This is a genomic window from Acetobacter sp. JWB (assembly GCF_003323795.1).
GTDB lineage: Bacteria > Pseudomonadota > Alphaproteobacteria > Acetobacterales > Acetobacteraceae > Acetobacter > Acetobacter oryzifermentans.
In genome coordinates this window covers 1,928,168-1,943,964 of record NZ_CP030871.1, presented here as the reverse complement: position 1 = coordinate 1,943,964, position 15,797 = coordinate 1,928,168, and the positions used below count along the sequence as shown (strand labels likewise).

The 15,797-nt window shown below is 53.3% G+C and carries 14 protein-coding genes, 1 pseudogene and 1 riboswitch; of the genes and pseudogenes, 5 read left to right on the top strand and 10 right to left on the bottom strand.

All coding sequences use genetic code 11. From position 1 onward, the window contains the following. Positions 1 to 51 precede the first annotated feature (51 nt). The 3 genes from folE to metZ all read right to left on the bottom strand — a co-directional run bounded on the left by folE (position 52) and on the right by metZ (position 2,501). Positions 52 to 663: a GTP cyclohydrolase I FolE gene (folE, locus tag DS739_RS09185; protein WP_006116416.1), complete on the bottom strand. Its 612-nt coding sequence runs from the start codon at positions 661 to 663 to the stop codon at positions 52 to 54. A gap of 39 nt (positions 664 to 702) precedes the next feature. After that, positions 703 to 1,173, bottom strand: coding sequence for a Co2+/Mg2+ efflux protein ApaG (gene apaG / locus DS739_RS09180; RefSeq protein ID WP_006116417.1), 471 nt, complete (start codon positions 1,171 to 1,173; stop codon positions 703 to 705). 119 nt (positions 1,174 to 1,292) lie between these two features. Further along, a complete protein-coding gene (gene metZ, locus DS739_RS09175; RefSeq protein WP_035353618.1) occupies positions 1,293 to 2,501 on the bottom strand; it encodes an O-succinylhomoserine sulfhydrylase in 1,209 nt (402 codons plus the stop codon). A gap of 112 nt (positions 2,502 to 2,613) precedes the next feature. After that, positions 2,614 to 2,693: riboswitch (SAM riboswitch) on the bottom strand. A 94-nt stretch (positions 2,694 to 2,787) separates the two neighbouring features. Between metZ and DS739_RS09170 the strand changes: the two genes are divergently transcribed. Beyond that, the gene (locus DS739_RS09170; protein WP_006116419.1) at positions 2,788 to 4,287 is read left to right on the top strand and encodes a mannose-1-phosphate guanylyltransferase/mannose-6-phosphate isomerase; all 1,500 of its coding nucleotides are present in this window, start codon (positions 2,788 to 2,790) and stop codon (positions 4,285 to 4,287) included. 46 nt (positions 4,288 to 4,333) lie between these two features. Here the strand turns inward: DS739_RS09170 and mutT are convergent, their stop codons facing one another. The 3 genes from mutT to DS739_RS09155 form a co-directional block, all read right to left on the bottom strand. Next, positions 4,334 to 5,326, bottom strand: coding sequence for an 8-oxo-dGTP diphosphatase MutT (gene mutT, locus DS739_RS14595; RefSeq protein WP_006116420.1), 993 nt, complete (start codon positions 5,324 to 5,326; stop codon positions 4,334 to 4,336). After that, positions 5,319 to 6,437 (bottom strand): aromatic ring-hydroxylating dioxygenase subunit alpha, encoded by a 1,119-nt coding sequence (locus DS739_RS09160; protein ID WP_006116421.1) that lies wholly within the window; start codon positions 6,435 to 6,437, stop codon positions 5,319 to 5,321. The genes mutT and DS739_RS09160 overlap by 8 nt, the downstream gene beginning before the upstream one ends. A 116-nt stretch (positions 6,438 to 6,553) precedes the next feature. Further along, the gene (locus DS739_RS09155; RefSeq protein WP_006116422.1) at positions 6,554 to 7,423 is read right to left on the bottom strand and encodes an ATP-binding protein; all 870 of its coding nucleotides are present in this window, start codon (positions 7,421 to 7,423) and stop codon (positions 6,554 to 6,556) included. 145 nt (positions 7,424 to 7,568) lie between these two features. Here DS739_RS09155 and yajC point away from each other — a divergent pair, with 145 nt between their 5' ends. Continuing rightward, entirely contained in the window at positions 7,569 to 7,934 is a 366-nt protein-coding gene (gene yajC, locus DS739_RS09150) for a preprotein translocase subunit YajC (RefSeq protein WP_006116423.1), read from the top strand. 28 nt (positions 7,935 to 7,962) lie between these two features. On the opposite strand, the gene DS739_RS09145 is transcribed toward yajC, so the two are convergent. Continuing rightward, complete coding sequence (locus tag DS739_RS09145) at positions 7,963 to 10,233, bottom strand: primosomal protein N' (RefSeq protein ID WP_035353612.1); 2,271 nt, start codon at positions 10,231 to 10,233, stop codon at positions 7,963 to 7,965. An 83-nt stretch (positions 10,234 to 10,316) separates the two neighbouring features. Here DS739_RS09145 and DS739_RS09140 point away from each other — a divergent pair, with 83 nt between their 5' ends. The 3 genes from DS739_RS09140 to DS739_RS09130 are packed head-to-tail and all read left to right on the top strand — an operon-like array spanning position 10,317 to position 13,190. Further along, positions 10,317 to 11,264: a tyrosine recombinase XerC gene (locus tag DS739_RS09140; RefSeq protein WP_006116425.1), complete on the top strand. Its 948-nt coding sequence runs from the start codon at positions 10,317 to 10,319 to the stop codon at positions 11,262 to 11,264. A 7-nt stretch (positions 11,265 to 11,271) separates the two neighbouring features. Then, positions 11,272 to 12,258, top strand: a complete 987-nt coding sequence (gene pip / locus DS739_RS09135; protein WP_050793142.1) for a prolyl aminopeptidase — start codon at positions 11,272 to 11,274, stop codon at positions 12,256 to 12,258. Next, the gene (locus DS739_RS09130) at positions 12,255 to 13,190 is read left to right on the top strand and encodes a pepsin/retropepsin-like aspartic protease family protein (RefSeq protein ID WP_035353607.1); all 936 of its coding nucleotides are present in this window, start codon (positions 12,255 to 12,257) and stop codon (positions 13,188 to 13,190) included. Before pip ends, DS739_RS09130 begins: the two co-directional genes overlap by 4 nt. A 49-nt stretch (positions 13,191 to 13,239) precedes the next feature. Here the strand turns inward: DS739_RS09130 and DS739_RS09125 are convergent, their stop codons facing one another. From DS739_RS09125 to DS739_RS09115, 3 genes and pseudogenes are all read right to left on the bottom strand, one after another. Further along, positions 13,240 to 13,767, bottom strand: coding sequence for a hypothetical protein (locus DS739_RS09125; RefSeq protein WP_006116427.1), 528 nt, complete (start codon positions 13,765 to 13,767; stop codon positions 13,240 to 13,242). Positions 13,768 to 13,901: 134 nt separating this feature from the next. After that, complete coding sequence (locus tag DS739_RS09120) at positions 13,902 to 15,245, bottom strand: ammonium transporter (protein ID WP_050793143.1); 1,344 nt, start codon at positions 15,243 to 15,245, stop codon at positions 13,902 to 13,904. A gap of 238 nt (positions 15,246 to 15,483) precedes the next feature. After that, a pseudogene (locus tag DS739_RS09115) lies at positions 15,484 to 15,608 on the bottom strand (IS630 family transposase); the annotation flags it as partial. Between the last annotated feature and the right edge of the window lie 189 nt (positions 15,609 to 15,797).

Below are 15,797 nucleotides of genomic sequence, written 5' to 3'. Positions count from 1 at the left end.
GCCCAAAGTCTTTTCTCTCCCATCTATTTTATAGTGGGAGAGAAGTCTTTTTTAGTATTCGCAGACGGCTGGGCGGTTCAGCATTGCCATGAGTTCACGCCGTGTGTCTGAATTTTCCCGAAAAACGCCCAGCATAGTACTGGTTACCATAGAAACACCGGGTTTATGCACACCGCGTGTTGTCATGCATTCGTGGGCAGATTCAATAATAACGGCAACCCCGTGCGGTTCCAATTCATCATTGATGGTATTGGCGATCTGTGCCGTGAGCCGTTCCTGAATTTGCAAACGCTTGGCATAGGCATCCACCACGCGTGCCAGTTTGGAAATACCTACAACGCGCTGGCGCGGCAGATAGGCAACATGTGCCCGCCCAATAATGGGGGCTAAATGGTGCTCGCAGTGGCTTTCAAAGCGAATATCACGCAGCAGCACAATTTCATCATACCCTTCCACTTCGGAAAAGGTGCGGCGTAACAGGGCTGCGGGGTCAATTTCATACCCGCAGAAAAATTCGGTGTAAGCGCGGGCAACACGGGCGGGGGTATCGTGCAGGCCTTCACGATCCGGATTATCGCCAGCCCAGCGCAACAGGGTGCGTACAGCCTGTTCTGCTTCTGCTTGTGTTGGGCGCTTAGATGTATCAGACGGAGGCACGCTCATGCCACACTCCAGAAAAAATAGGGATATGAATGGGGCGGATTAGTGAATCTGGCGGAGCAGAAAAGGGCTGTCCAAGCTAAAAGCAGGAATGCTGACATCAAACCGTCTGCCGCTGCTTTTATCCTGCATCAGGTAGTGTCCGCTCATAAATCCGCCCGGCGTGGTAAGGGATGCCCCGGAGGTATATTCATAAAGCGCACCGGGCTGAATAACCGGCAGTTCTCCCACTACGCCAGAACCGTGCACATATTCTGTGTGCCCGGCTGTATCCGTAATGTGCCATGTGCGTTCCAGAAGTTGCACAGGCTGGGTGCCATCATTGCCAATACGGATACGATAGGCCCAGCAGTAGGAATGCTCATCTGGTTCGGATTGATCTGGCAGCCAGAACACCTGTACCTGTACGCGCACATGCTCCGTAACGGCCTCATAGACGGGCAGTGAGGAGAATAGCTCGTTCATGGCTTCTTCTGGATCTTGCAAAAGGGGAGAAGTGGCCCAGTCGGGCATGGAATATCCTGTTTATGGTACGGGATGGTGGTTGCACCTATCACGAACCCATCTGTTATGCCAAGCATTCTCCCTCCCGATCCTGTTACGGCGGAGGGGAGGGAAAATGCTGGTATTGTTTAAAGAGCCTGAAGGGCGGCAACACCGCGGGCGAGATCATCTATCAGATCTGCGCTGTCTTCCAGCCCAACGGAAAAGCGAATGGCGCCATCCGTAATGCCCAACACTGCGCGGTCTTCTGCGCTCACTTTGGAATGTGTGGTTGTGGCAGGGTGCGTGACCAGAGAGCGTGCATCTCCAAGATTGTTGGAAATGGCAATCAGCTTCAAGGCATCCATGAACGCAAACGCGCCTTTCTGGCCGCCCTTTACTTCAAAGGCAATCAGGCTTCCGCTGCCGCTCATCTGGCGTTTAGCCAGTTCATACTGCGGATGATCGGCCCGGCCCGGATAGCGCACGCTTACAATACCGGGGGCAGATGCCAGATAATCAGCAACGGCTGCAGCATTGGCTGCCATGGCGTTGACGCGCAGGGAAAGTGTTTCCAGCCCCTTGAGCATGACCCATGCGTTGAAAGGAGAAAGCGCGTTGCCCGTATTACGGGTAAAAGGCTGAAGTGTTTCTGTAATCCAGTCTTTCCGGCCAAGCACGGCACCGCCGAGCACGCGGCCTTGGCCATCAATATGCTTGGTGCAGGAATAGACAACAACATCCGCGCCCAACTGGAGAGGCTTTTGGAAAACAGGGGAAGCAAACACGTTATCTACCACCACAATCGCGCCTGCCTTGTGGGCGAGATCTGAAATGGCTTGGATATCCAGAATATCAAGCATGGGGTTGGATGGGCTTTCCAGCAGTACGGCGCCGGTGGGCTTGGAAAGTGCCTTTGCCCATTCGTCCAGATTACAGCCATCTACAAAAACGGTTTCTACGCCATAACGGGGCAGAAGGTTGGCAACAATCCAGTGGCAGGAGCCAAACAGTGCGCGAGAAGCTACCACTCGGTCTCCGGCTTTAACGTGGCTTAGCAGGGCGGAGGATACAGCACCCATGCCAGTAGCCGTTGCCACGCAGGCTTCTGCGCCTTCCAGATCTGCCAGCCGGCGTTCCAAAGCTGCAACTGTAGGGTTGCCAAAGCGGCTATACTGATAGTGGTCTTCCTCACCACGGAAGGTGCGGGCAGCTTGTTCGGCATTATCGTAAACAAAGCCGGAGGTCAGAAACACGGCTTCACTGGTTTCACCATATTCCGTGCGTTCCACACCGGCATGGAGCTGACGGGTTGCGGGGCGCCACGCTTCAGAAAATGCAATTTTGTTGTCACTCATGGGTCTTTGTATCCGGTTCTGGCGTGTCAGACCAAGCAGCAGACAGGCCCATATGTGCCTGCCAAAGCAGCTCAATCTCTTAAATTGACCGTGGAAACCATGACAGCCGGCTAAATGCCGTGTCAGAGCCTCTTTAGCGCGTTTCTTTTACCTCGCCGCAAGCCGGCCTTACAAATCACGAGGGCAGGGCTCAACACCTTGCTGGCAAGCAGGGTAAGCCCGGATATCCGCTATCGTCAAGTTCTGTGCATGCAGCCTTCACAAAACAGGCTTGCGGTGATTTAACTTGGACGAATATTTCAAAAATCTGATGGATTTATGCATGTCCGCTAAGAAAGAAACAGCCACTTCTGTGCATGTAGCCAATGGGCAGGAGGTTGTGCCTGTTATTCTTTCTGGTGGTTCAGGCAGCCGTCTGTGGCCAGTTTCTCGCGGAAGTTATCCCAAACAGTTTTGGCCATTGCTGACAGAAAAAACCTTGTTACAGGAAACAGCTCTGCGTGGCGTAGCCGCCAAATTGTGCGGGCCGGTTGTGATCTGCAATGCCGAGCACCGTTTTATTATAGCAGAACAACTGCGGGATGTGGGCGTGCAGGATGCCCGTATTGTGCTAGAACCTGTTGGCCGTAATTCTGCCCCAGCCATTGCCGCGGCTGCTTTTTTGGCAGCGGAAAAAGACCCGAATGCCGTGTTGTGGGTTATGGCGGCAGATGCCGCTATAACGGATACGCAGTGTTTGTATAAGGCGCTGGAAAGTGCTGTTCAGGCCGCCCAAGCCGGATATGTCGTCACGTTTGGCATGAAGCCCTCCCGCCCGGAAACAGGGTATGGATATATAGAGGAAGGAGCGCCTCTTTCCGGTCTTTCTGGCGTGTGCCGTGTAGCTCGGTTTGTTGAAAAGCCGGATGCGCAAACAGCGCACCATTTTTTAGAGAGTGGCAAGTATTTGTGGAATTCGGGCATGTTTGTTGCCCGTGCGTGCACGTTTTTGCATGAGCTTCAAAAATACGAACCCGAATTATACGAATGCGTGCGCCAAGCTGTAGAAAAACGCCAGACAGATATGGATTTTGAACGTCTGGACGTGGAAAGTTTTAAAAAATCTCCTGATATTTCAGTGGATTATGCAGTTGCGGAACGCACGGATAAAGCGGCTGTGGTGCCCGCCGATTTTGGGTGGTCCGATATCGGAAGCTGGGATTCCCTGTGGGAACTCAGCACGAAGGACAAAAACGCCAACGCGGTTTATGGCAATGTGATGCTGGAGGATGTGCATGATTCCTACATCCGTACAGATGGCACCCTAACCGTTGCGCTTGGAGTTGAAAATCTGACCATTGTGGTAACGCAGGATGCCGTTATGGTTGCCCGGAAGGATCGGGCGCAGGATGTTAAAAACATTGTTGAGCGTCTGAAATCAGAAGGCCGCACAGAGGCAACCCACCATGCGCGCACATATAGGCCGTGGGGATTTTATGAGGGTCTCACCCAAGGGGATCGTTTTCAGGTTAAGCGTATTGTGGTGAACCCGGCGCAGAAACTTTCCTTGCAAAAGCATTTCCATCGCTCGGAGCACTGGGTGGTGGTGGAAGGCACAGCTCTTGTAACTCGAGGAGATGAGGAACTTCTCGTACGGGAAAATGAAAGTGTTTACTTGCCGCTGGGTATGCTGCACCGCCTTGAAAACCCCGGCCGTATCCCCCTTACGCTGATAGAAGTGCAGTCTGGCCCCTATCTGGGGGAGGACGATATTGTGCGTGTGCAGGATTTGTATAGCCGGGAGTAGGCATTACAGAGGGCCTGTAGAGAAGGCCCAATCTATTCCTGAATGTTTAAAGCAAAGCCTGGAGCAGCGGAATAAACGGTAGATCTGCTTCGGGCATAGGGTATTTGCGCAGGTCTTGCGGCGCAACCCATGCCAGTTTCTGCCCTTCCTTAGGGATAGGTGTACCTTGCCAGCGCCGACACACATAAAGCGGCATGAGCAAATTAAATGTCGGGTAAGAATGGGATGCAAAGGTAAACGGCGCCAAACAGGCGCGGGACATATCAAGCCCCAGCTCTTCATGCAGTTCGCGCACCAAAGCGGCTTCTGGTGTTTCGCCGGCTTCTATTTTGCCACCCGGAAATTCCCACAGGCCCGCCATGCTTTTTCCTTCCGGGCGGCGGGCAAGCAAAATATGGCCTTGTGTATCAATAAGTGCTGCGGCGGAAACCAGAACCAGCTTTTTGGGGGCTGATGATGTGGTGGCGGATGCAGAGCCGCGGCGTGCATCCTGCATATGGCGCGTGGTTTCAAAAATCAGCATAGGTTGTTCGCTGCCGCGGGAGGCAAAAACTTGTTTGTCTGTTCCGATTTGCTGAAAACCGATGTGCTCCAGCACGCGGGCAGAGGCAATATTATCAACCGCTACATTTGCGCGGATGCAGGAAATTGCCAGATGCGCCAGCGCCCAACTGGTGATGCGTGCCGCTGCACATGTTGCAATGCCTTGCCCCCAATAGGGGCGGCCAATCCAATAGCCCAGCACCCCAATGCGTGCAGAATTGGCTGGGGTTTGAATACCCAAGCCAATACAACCAATAAAAGTGCCATCCTTATCCAGAATGGCAAAATGATACCCTTCTCCCTTTTGCTGCATCTGCTGTGTGGAAGCTATCCAGCTATCGGCCAGTTCACGCGGGTAGGGAAAAGGCAGGCGGCTGAGCATCCGCACCACTTCCCAATCATTCACCAGATGATGGAGGGCAGGAGCATCCTGCGCGCAAAGTGGGCGCAGGTGATAGGGTGGGGCTTCCAGTTCGGTCGGGGCAGTATCAGGCATTGGGTTGAGGTGTTTGCGCTGGTTCTGGGGGAACACCGCATTCGGTCAGAAGTTCACGCAGGGCGTTAATAACGGGAAAAACCTCTACGTTGTGGTCACCGCCCAGTTCGCGCCATGCATTTTGCTCCAGTTCCACAATCTCACGGTCTTCGGCAAAAATGCGGTTGGTAAAGGCAACAAGGAAAGGCCATGCAATATCCAGCAATCCACCTATTTTGGGCCGTTTAACGGACAGCAGGCCAAAGGTGCGGTTGGTCAGCTCATCTGCGCTTTGCGGTACATAAACAATCCACAAATCCATTACCGGGTCTTCATCTCCGGTTTGGATACGCAAGGTTTGATACGGATATTCCGTACGAATGGTCATGACATCGCGATGCTGGAATTTTTCCGAAGAATCGCGGCGTTCACCAAAAATCAGCGCTTCACCAAAAGGCTGTTTACCGCCGGTGCGGGCAAAGCTGTAACGGGCTTCCACTAGCTTTGGCTCACGCTTTTGGCCCAGAAAACGGGGTTTCATCTGCCCCATTTGTTTGGAGTGCATGAACTGATGATTCATATCCATCAGATTTTCATGCATGAAGCTGTAGTGGCAACCAATGGTGGTGCCAAAGTAGCGGGTTTTGTAAGCTGGGTTGCTGGCGCGTGCCAAATGTGTAGGCAGGGGCACGGTGTCTGCTTTTTCCGGATCACCGGGGAAAACAAAGATCATGCCGTCCTGTTCCCGGCAGGGGAATGTACGCACCCCGTTAGGAAGCTTGCCTTTGCCCAGATAAGGCACATCAATGCACCGGCCAGAGCGGCCATAGGCCCAGCCATGATAGCAGCATTTAACCGAGGCACCTTCCACCGTGCCTTTGCTAAGCGGCACCTGCCGGTGGGCGCAGCGGTCTTCCAGCGCAAATACAGGGCCTTCATCCGGGCGCACCAAGGCAATAGGCATGCCAGCATAACGCGTGCCAATGGTTTTGCCGGGTTTTAGCTCCCGCGACCATGCAACAGGGTACCAGTAGTCCGGATTGGATCTGACGCGCCGCAGATCTATTTTACCCTTTCTGGCTTCAACAGCCAGTGCAGGGGTGGAGGAATCGGTCTGAGCGGTCTGATCCATTTCGCCTCAAATCACAAAGAATACCTGTGCGGCGCCGTTTTGATGCCGCTGTTGCGAATGCTATCTCAACTCATCGTGACGCAAGAAGCAAGACAGGAGCGCATAGCTGACAGAAATTAATGTTCTGCAAGCTCTGCCGTCAGGTCCTCAATAAACTGGAAAGCTACCCGTCCAGAGCGGCTTCCGCGTGTAATCGCCCACTCATTGGCACGGGCCATCAGGTTCTCATCATCAATGGTCAGATTACGTTCGCGCGCATAGCTCCGCACCATGTCTGCAAACGTATCCTGTTCACAAGCATAAAAACCAAGCCACAGGCCAAACCGGTCTGAAAGCGAGACTTTTTCTTCTGTTGCTTCGGAGGGATTAATGGCGGTTGCGCGTTCATTTTCAATCATATCGCGCGGCATCAGGTGGCGGCGGTTGGAGGTTGCATAGAACAGAACATTTTCTGGCCGCCCGGCAATACCACCATCCAGAACAGATTTAAGGGCCTTGTAATCCCGGTCTTCCTTTTCAAAGGAAAGATCATCGCAGAACAGAATAAAGCGGCGCGGGTTTTCCCGCAGCAGGCTGAGCAGCAGTGGCAGGGTTGCCAGATCTTCACGCTGGATTTCAATCAGAGCAATAGCGCCTTTGCCGGGGGCGCACGGTTTGCCATCAACCTGATTGGCCAAGGCATGCGCGCCTTTCACCAGTGAGGATTTGCCCATGCCGCGCGCACCCCAGAGCATGGCGTTGTTGGCAGGTAGGCCACGGGCAAAGTGCTCTGTATTTTCAATCAGGATCTTGCGTTGCAGATCCACCCCGCGCAGCAGATCAACCGGTACGTGTGCAACATGCGGAACAGGCAGAAGGCGCCCACGTTCTGGCAGCCAGACAAAGGCATCGGCTTTATCCACGCCTTCCAGCGTGGCGGGGGGAGGAGAAAGCCGCTCCAGAGCAGAGGCAATGCGTTCCAGAACAGGGAGTGTTGGTGTGTCCATCTGGGTATCTATCCTGTTTGTCGCCGATATTGGTTATAAAATACGGGCGGAAGGCGTTTTCATCCGCGCAGGTGCTTGACGCACGAGGATTGAAAATTATGGTCACTTTCTCTGTTTTCGCAACACGCCTTTCAGGAAAGTCTGCTTGATGTCCAATTTCCTTATTCCCGCCGCCTATGCCCAGAGTGCCGGAGGTGTCGGTGGGGGCTCTAGCCTGATGTCCTTCCTGCCGTTTGTGGCCGTTTTTGTGATTATGTATTTTTTGCTCATCCGCCCTCAGCAAAAGCAGCAAAAGCAGCTTAAAGCAGAACTGAAGGCCCTCCGCCGTGGAGACCGGATTGTAACGGCAGGTGGCGTTGTGGGTATTGTGCAGCGTTCCAAGGATGATTCGGAAGAAGTGGAAGTGGAAATCGCGCCAAACGTGCGTGTTATGGTGGTGCGCAGCACAATTTCCAGAGTGCTGACCAGCACCGCCAAGCCTGCAAACGATACCGCAACAGCAAAAAAGTAAGATTTTTTAGGCGAAGCGCTCAGAAACATTAGAGAAAAGAAACGGGGTCTATATCCACGTCCACTTTGGCGTTTCTGGCCAGATTTACCATGCCTAGCCAGCGGCGCAGGATAGGCTGTACCGCAATATTGCGGTGCGTGCGCAATAGCAGCCGCCTACGGTGCCGCCCGCGTAATACAGCCAGCGGGGCTGGGGCAGGGCCAAGCACCTGTATGCCTTCTCCATAAGGGGCGGTGCGGCCCAGTTGGGCTGCGGCTTCATCTGCGGCAACAGGTGTATCTGCACTTACAATTAAGGCAGCCAACCGCCCGTAAGGGGGCCAAAAACCCGGCTTACGCTGTGCGGCTTCTTGCTGCATAAAGGCATCAAAATCTGCCGAAAGCAGCGCCTGCATAACCGGGTGTTCCGGGGTATAGCTTTGCAGAATAACCCGACCGGGTGAGGATGCACGGCCTGCACGCCCCGCCACCTGATGCAAAAGCTGAATGGTGCGTTCCCCAGCCCGTAGGTCTGCCCCACCAAGCCCAAGGTCTGCATCCACCACTCCAACAAGAGTGAGGTGCGGAAAGTGCCATCCTTTGGCAACAATCTGTGTTCCGATAATCAGATCCACTTCCCGGCGTGAGATTTTGGCCACGGCTTCCGCTGTGGCGGCTGGGCCTCCAAGCGTATCGCTAGACATCACCAGCAAGCGCGCATCGGGGAACAACTGTCGGGCTTCTTCCGTAATCCGCTCAATACCGGGGCCTATGGCGGTCAGGCTGTGGTCTGATCCACATTGCGGGCATGCGGGGGGCATAGGTTCTGTATGATCGCAATAATGGCAGGAGAGCACCTTGCGGTTGCGGTGTTCCACCAGCCATGCCGTGCAATGCGGGCACTCCATACGGTGCCCGCAGGATCGGCAAAGGGTAAGGGGGGCGTAGCCGCGCCGGTTGAGAAACAGCATAACCTGCTCCTGCCGTTCCAGCGTGGCGCCAATATCTTCCACCAGCTCGGGTGAGAGAAAAAGCCCTCTGGGTGGGGGATGGTCGCGCAAATCCAGCACGCGGGTTTCTGGCAGTTCTGCTCCTCCGTGCCGGGTGGGTAGAACCAGATGCCGATACCGGCCAGCTTCTACATTTGCCAGTGTTTCCAAGCTGGGCGTGGCGGAAACCACAACAACCGGAAAACGTGCCAGCCGCCCTCGCACTACGGCCATATCGCGGGCATTGTAGATAACGCCTTCTTCCTGCTTGAACAGGGCTTCGTGCTCTTCATCTACAATAATCAGGCCGAGGTTATGGAAGGGCAGAAATAAAGCAGAACGAGCGCCGACTATCACAGAGGCAGAGCCATCTGCTGCGCCAAGCCAGGTGAGCCTACGTGCGCGTTGCCCAATTTCGGAGTGCCACACAGCAGGTTGCACACCAAAGCGTCGGGAAAAACGTTCCATCCATTGGGCGGAAAGTGCAATTTCGGGCAGAAGAATAAGGGCTTGTTTGCCCTGTTCTAGACAGGCTGCAATGGCTTCCAGATAGATTTCTGTTTTACCAGAGCCAGTCACCCCTTCCAGCAGGGTTACGGAAAAACGGTTTTCCGTAACAGTTTGGCGCAGAGCCATAGCTGCGCTCTGTTGCTCCCCTTCTAGGATAGGCGGGTTATAATGTGCATCAGGGTGGCCAAACGGGCGTTCTGGCCCCAAGGAAACAGGGCGCAGCACGCCTGTATTGGCAAGTCCCTTCACTACACCAGCACTTACACCTGTGGCATTGGTAATATCTGTGGTGGTGCGATGGTTCCCATCAGCAAGAAGGTCCAACACTTTTTGGCGTGCAGGCGTAAGGCGTAAAGCCTCCAAATCAGGATTTTCTGCCAAAGCCCACCCCATAGTAGGGGTAGGGGCTGCCCGCATATGCAGCCGTAAGGTCATGGCCAGCACCATACCCGGAGGGGTGAGGGTGTAAGCAGCAACCCAATCTATGAATTGGCGCAATTCAGCGGATAGTGGAGGCAGATCCAGCCGACAGACAACCGGACGCAGGCGGGCCGCATCTACCTTTTTTTCTGTGGCCGGTGGGGCCAGATCGGCAGGGAGCGAAGATGTTGTATCCCACACCACGCCGGTTTCCTGCCGCTTACCTAAGGGGGCGACAACGATATCACCGGGTTGCAGATCCATATCTACTGGTGCGCGGTAATCAAAAGGCCCAGCAAAAGGCATGGGGAGCAGCACGGAAATGCGTGTGGTGCCAGAAGTGCTGGCCGTTAAGTTGCCAGAATCCTGCAAAGGTATATGGGAAAAAGGTTTCTGCGCCATCAGGATTTGGTTGTAATGCTGCCTACAGGGAAAGAACAGGGGAGAAAAAGCGTACAAAGCTTTCTGCCCGATAGAGGAAGATCATGACTGCTGAAGAAGCTGTTCAGAAATTTCTGGAGTGGATGGCTGTAGAAAAGCAGGCATCTCCCCTGACAATTGAAGCTTACCAAGGCGATCTGGCCCGTTTTTTAGGGTTTATGACCACCCATCTGGATGGTTTGCCAGATATGGTCGGCTTGGGTTTAATCAGCTTGCGGGATTTTCGTGCATGGCTGGCTTATGAGCAAGCCGAGGCCAGTAAACCAACAGCTCGCAAAACATCATCAGATCAGGCTACCCGCACACGTGCACGCCGTGTTTCTGCTGTGCGGTCTTTCTTTAAGTATCTGGCCCGCAGGCAAGGGGTGGAAAACCCGGCTATCCAGTTGCTCAGCACACCGCGCACCAAAAAGCCTCTGCCGCGGCCTTTGGCTAAAGATCAGGCCTTGGCGGCTCCAGAAGATATTTCTGATCTGGCACATACGCCCATGGAACAGCAGCGAGATGCGGCGTTGTTTCTACTTTTATATGGATGCGGTTTGCGTATTTCCGAGGCCTTGAACCTGAATATTGCAGATCTGGACGTAATGCGCAGCAGTAACGTACTGCGTATTTTGGGTAAAGGCGGCAAGGAACGGCTTGTGCCGGTGCTGCCTGTTGTGCAGCAAGCGCTGGAAGCATGGCGCGGGCGGCACCCAGCCCCAACCCCAGATGCACCGCTTTTTGTGGGGATAAGAGGCAAGCGGCTCCAGCCCGCCATAGCCCAAAAAGCCATGCGAGAATGGCGGCATCTTTCTGGCTTGCCAGATTACGTAACGCCGCATGCTTTGCGCCATTCTTTTGCAACCCATCTGATGGAAGGCGGGGCAGATTTGCGTGTTATTCAGGAATTGCTCGGGCATGCCAGCCTTTCCACCACACAGCGTTACACACTGGCAGATGAGGCCCGCTTGCTGGATGTCTGGACGCGGGCGCATCCGCGTGCACAATGAGCCCAGAATGCAAAATAAGGAACACACCGGCATGATACAGGCGTTGCGTGCACCGTGGCCCGAAATCGAACCCTATGCTCATGGTTATCTGGATACGGGGGAAGGGCATCAGATTTATTGGGAGCAGTGTGGCAACCCCGATGGTGTGCCGGTTGTATTTTTGCATGGTGGCCCAGGTGGGGGGTGCTCACCTTCTCAACGGCGGCTGTTTGACCCGGCGCGTTACCGTATTGTGCTGTTTGATCAGCGTGGATGTGGCCGTTCGCTTCCTCATGCTTCGTTGGAAGCAAACACAACGTGGCATCTGGTTGCAGATATTGAGCGTCTGAGAGAAATGTGCGGGATAGAAAAATGGGCTGTATTTGGTGGCTCATGGGGTTCTACGCTTGCACTGGCTTATGCCGAAACACATCCGAACCGCGTAACTGCGCTGATGCTGCGCGGTATCTTTACCCTGCGGCGTGCCGAATTGCTGTGGTATTATCAGGAAGGCGCCTCTTGGCTTTTTCCTGATAAGTGGGAAGATTTTCTAGCACCTATTCCGCCCGCAGAGCGGGGGGATATGATGGCTGCGTACCGCAAGCGTCTGACATCAGATAATCCCGCCATTCGTTTGGAAGCTGCGCGGGCTTGGAGTTTGTGGGAAGGGCGCACCTTAACTTTGTTGCCATGCCCAGAAATGGAAACGCAGCATGATGAGGCTGATTACGCGCTTGCTTTCTCTCGTATTGAAAACCATTACTTCGTGCATGGGGGCTGGTTGGAAGAGGGCCAGCTTATTCAGGATGTAGGGCGTATTCGCCATATTCCTACAGTGATTGTGCAAGGGCGCTACGATATGGCAACGCCAGTACGCACAGCGTGGGATTTGCATAAAGCATGGCCGGAAGCCGATTTTCAATTGATTGACGCCGCAGGCCATGCGTTGTTCGAGCCCGGTATTTTAACGGCGTTGCTGAATGCGACAGACCGTTTTGCGCGGGAGCTGGCATGAAACGCCAAATAGTTGCTTGCGCCTTAATAATAGGTGGCGGGGCCAGTGTGCCGTTTGGTGGTATTTCTCCAGCTTATGCGGCAGATGGGTGCCATAAACTGGTAGCGCGTGTGGCGTTACGGAATGATCAGGGTTTTCTAAACATTCCTGTAAGCGTTAATGGGCATGCTGTCAGCATGATTGTAGATACAGGTTCGGAGGGAAGCCTTATTTCACCAGAGGCTGCCTCACTTTTCGCCGCCCAGCGGGATAAAAGCGTGCACACGGTTGTGCGGGGCACTGGGGGAATAGGGCGGATTGTACCCAATGCGATTGTAAAATCCTTTCGTGCGCAGAATGTCGAGTTTGGGCCTGTTTCCATTCCGGTAGATACATTACCCGCAGTTCCACAAACTGAGCCTGAAGTAGAGGGCCTTATGGGGGGGGATCTGCTCTCTCGCTATGATGTGGAATTTAATGTGGCGGGCGGGACGCTGTCTTTCTGGTCTGCCACTTCAGCAGATTGCAATGGCCCAGAAGGCTGGCGTTACATTTATCGGGCAGTGCCGTTACAGGCAGCAGGCCAGCGGGTGGTGGCGGAAGTTACACTAGACGGTACAAAGCTTAAGGCACTGGTGGATAGTGGGGCGCGATCTCGCATTGTCTCAATTGGTGCGGCTGAGCGTATTGGTGTTTCCCGCCAAGCTTTGGCGGCTGATCCGGGTGGGATGACAACCGGAGTAGATGGGCATCAGCAGATTTATCACTGGCATAAATTTCATTTGTTTCAGATTGGGCAGGAACAGGAAAAATCTCCGGTTCTTACAGTTGCCCCCGTGCATGATACTGTAGATATGCTTTTAGGATCAGATTGGTTTGCCGCGCATCGTGTCTGGATATCTTACCGCACACATACGCTGTATGTGATGCCAGCACAGCAGGTACGCCGTTAATATAAAAAAGAGAGGCAGAAGATGATTTCTCCTGCCTCAAACTTTTAGATTATTCGCCTTTCAGGCGCTTGTTGCATTCGCTGTAATAGCCGCCACCTTTTTGAATCCATTTCATGTTGCCATTGGCATTGCTGGATTTGTTGGTGTGGTACTGATCCAGGCAGGTTTTCATGCGGGCCTTACCTGCGCTGAGCTTGGAATACTGAGGATCGACCGCAGAAGGGAAGGTTGCACCAGAAGCACTTACAGCAGTAGGCGCAGCCGGTTTGGTAGCTTCTGGTGTGGTTTCTGCCGGTTTGTTGGCTGCGGCTGGAGCAGCCTCTGCCGTGGTGGCATCACAGTTGGCAGCCTTAAATGCTTTAAATGTCTGGCCGTTAAGCGTGTTTTCCGCTTTGGCTTCTTTGAATTTTGCGTGGCATTCCTTAGCCGTCAGTGCATGGGCGCTAGGAGCGGAAAGAGCAGTTGCGCAACCAAGTAGTAACGCAGCCAAGCCAGTGCGTGCAGAAAAGTTCATAAAATAAAACCTCATGCAAAGGGACGAATCAAAAAACGACCCGATGCCGTTTTTTATTCCCAAAAAATATTATCGCAAACTGTGGCGTTGAAATGAATGGGTGATGATATTTTTATGAGAAAAACAAAAACCCCCTCCCGAATAGCTGGGAGAGGGCTTTGTATAAAAGCTGGAATTAAAGTGTGCTTGCAGAAGGATCAGTCGTTAATGCGTTCCCCATGCAGGGACATATCCAGACCTTCCAGTTCTTCATCCGGTGTAACGCGTAGGCCGATAACCAGATCAACCACTTTTAGGATGATGAAGGACACAATCGCACACCATACAATGGTGACGAGCACAGCTTCTGACTGAACAATAAGCTGATGCACAGAGCCCGTAATGCCGGAGGGATTTGAATCCGTTGCAGAAAGCGGGCCATAAGCGAACAGGCCAGTTAGCAGGGCGCCAACAATACCGCCTACACCATGCACGCCAAAGGCATCCAAGCTATCGTCATATCCCATCATGTGCTTCAGGGATGTGGCGCCCCAGTAGCAGACAACGCCAGTAATCAGACCGATAATCAGGGCGCTACCCGGCAGAACAAAGCCAGCAGCCGGCGTAATAGCCACCAGACCACCTACAGCACCAGAAATGACACCCAGTACAGTGGGTTTACCGGAGCGCAGCCATTCAACCAACATCCAGGAGACACCAGCACCAGCAGCAGCAATCTGGGTGGCAGCCATGGCCATACCTGCGCGCCCATTAGCGCCCACAGCAGAACCAGCGTTGAAGCCAAACCAACCAACCCACAGTAGAGAAGCGCCAATAACGGCATATGTCAGGTTGAAGGGGGAGAGATCATCCTGCCCGTAACCTTTACGACGGCCAAGCACCAGAGCACACACCAAACCGGCAACACCCGCATTGATATGCACGACTGTACCACCAGCGAAATCTGCCGTGCCAAGGCCACCCAGCCAACCAATAGGGCTCCAGACCCAGTGCGCGATAGGAGCATATACAATCAGAGACCAGATGATGGAGAACACGCACATGGCGCTGAACTTCATGCGTTCAGCATATGCACCAGAGATTAGAGCCGGGGTGATGATGGCGAATGTCATCTGGAACATCATGAAGATGCTCTCAGGAATGGTCATGGTTGTGGCGTTGGGAGAATCTGCGCCAAGCGTGAAACCAATATCCGCGCCGTTGTGAATGTTGGCGCCAATGCCATTCAGAAACATGCGGCCAAAGCCACCAATCCAAGGGGTGCCTGTAGTGAAGGCAAGGGAGTATCCAGCTACCATCCACACAATGGAGATAATGCAGCACAGAGCAAAGGATTGCATAAGCGTTGCCAGCACGTTTTTCTTACGCACCATGCCCGCATAAAACAGGGCCAGACCAGGGATTGTCATCATCAGCACAAGGGCGGTGCTGACCAACATCCATGCTGTATCACCAGTGTCGATAGAGGGAAGGGTATCTGCCGCGTAACTGGATGTAGCACCAACGTGGAAGAGGATACCGCCCCCAATAAGAGTGACCATTTTGGCCAATGGGTTTATGTGTTTTTTTGCTGTCATAGTGACATATTGCCCCGGCATGTTGATGACAGTCTCCAGATATATTGTTTTGGCGCTATGTTTGGTTAACGTAAGAATTTAATCATATCTTATCCGGAACAATATTCAAGGTAGATTCATTTTTACCGGATAGATTTTTACCGGATTAAAATTAGGGTAAGGCAGATTATAATAATTCTGTCTTTAACTATGTCCCATGGGCCTAGTTATGTAAGCTGAGTGATAGAATACGCCTTGGCCGCTTGATGAGTTGGTTCCAGCATGACAGCAGATATCAACAATATCATCGTAAGTTTTGAATATCCTGTTGAACAGCCATGTATTACGTCGGCTCAGGACCCATTGATATTTTGAGTAGGCAAAGATGTTTCAGGCTTTATAGGGAGGCTGAAGATGAGCGACCTTTACGGGCGGACGGACAAATAGGCGGATCTCTGCGCTCCTTTGTGTCAAAGAGCTACGGCAGGTCGTGCGTGCTGAGTGATATCATTTTGCCAATCAGAATGGTCTGCGCTG

What these genes read in the sequence shown, in the direction of transcription:
- folE (WP_006116416.1), bottom strand. Translation starts at nt 663, where the DNA reads ATGAGCGTGCCTCCGTCTGATACATCTAAGCGCCCAACACAAGCAGAA.
- apaG (WP_006116417.1), bottom strand. Translation starts at nt 1,173, where the DNA reads ATGCCCGACTGGGCCACTTCTCCCCTTTTGCAAGATCCAGAAGAAGCC.
- metZ (WP_035353618.1), bottom strand. Translation starts at nt 2,501, where the DNA reads ATGAGTGACAACAAAATTGCATTTTCTGAAGCGTGGCGCCCCGCAACC.
- mutT (WP_006116420.1), bottom strand. Translation starts at nt 5,326, where the DNA reads ATGCCTGATACTGCCCCGACCGAACTGGAAGCCCCACCCTATCACCTG.
- DS739_RS09160 (WP_006116421.1), bottom strand. Translation starts at nt 6,437, where the DNA reads ATGGATCAGACCGCTCAGACCGATTCCTCCACCCCTGCACTGGCTGTT.
- DS739_RS09155 (WP_006116422.1), bottom strand. Translation starts at nt 7,423, where the DNA reads ATGGACACACCAACACTCCCTGTTCTGGAACGCATTGCCTCTGCTCTG.
- DS739_RS09145 (WP_035353612.1), bottom strand. Translation starts at nt 10,233, where the DNA reads ATGGCGCAGAAACCTTTTTCCCATATACCTTTGCAGGATTCTGGCAAC.
- DS739_RS09140 (WP_006116425.1), top strand. Translation starts at nt 10,317, where the DNA reads ATGACTGCTGAAGAAGCTGTTCAGAAATTTCTGGAGTGGATGGCTGTA.
- pip (WP_050793142.1), top strand. Translation starts at nt 11,272, where the DNA reads ATGCAAAATAAGGAACACACCGGCATGATACAGGCGTTGCGTGCACCG.
- DS739_RS09130 (WP_035353607.1), top strand. Translation starts at nt 12,255, where the DNA reads ATGAAACGCCAAATAGTTGCTTGCGCCTTAATAATAGGTGGCGGGGCC.
- DS739_RS09120 (WP_050793143.1), bottom strand. Translation starts at nt 15,245, where the DNA reads ATGGTCACTCTTATTGGGGGCGGTATCCTCTTCCACGTTGGTGCTACA.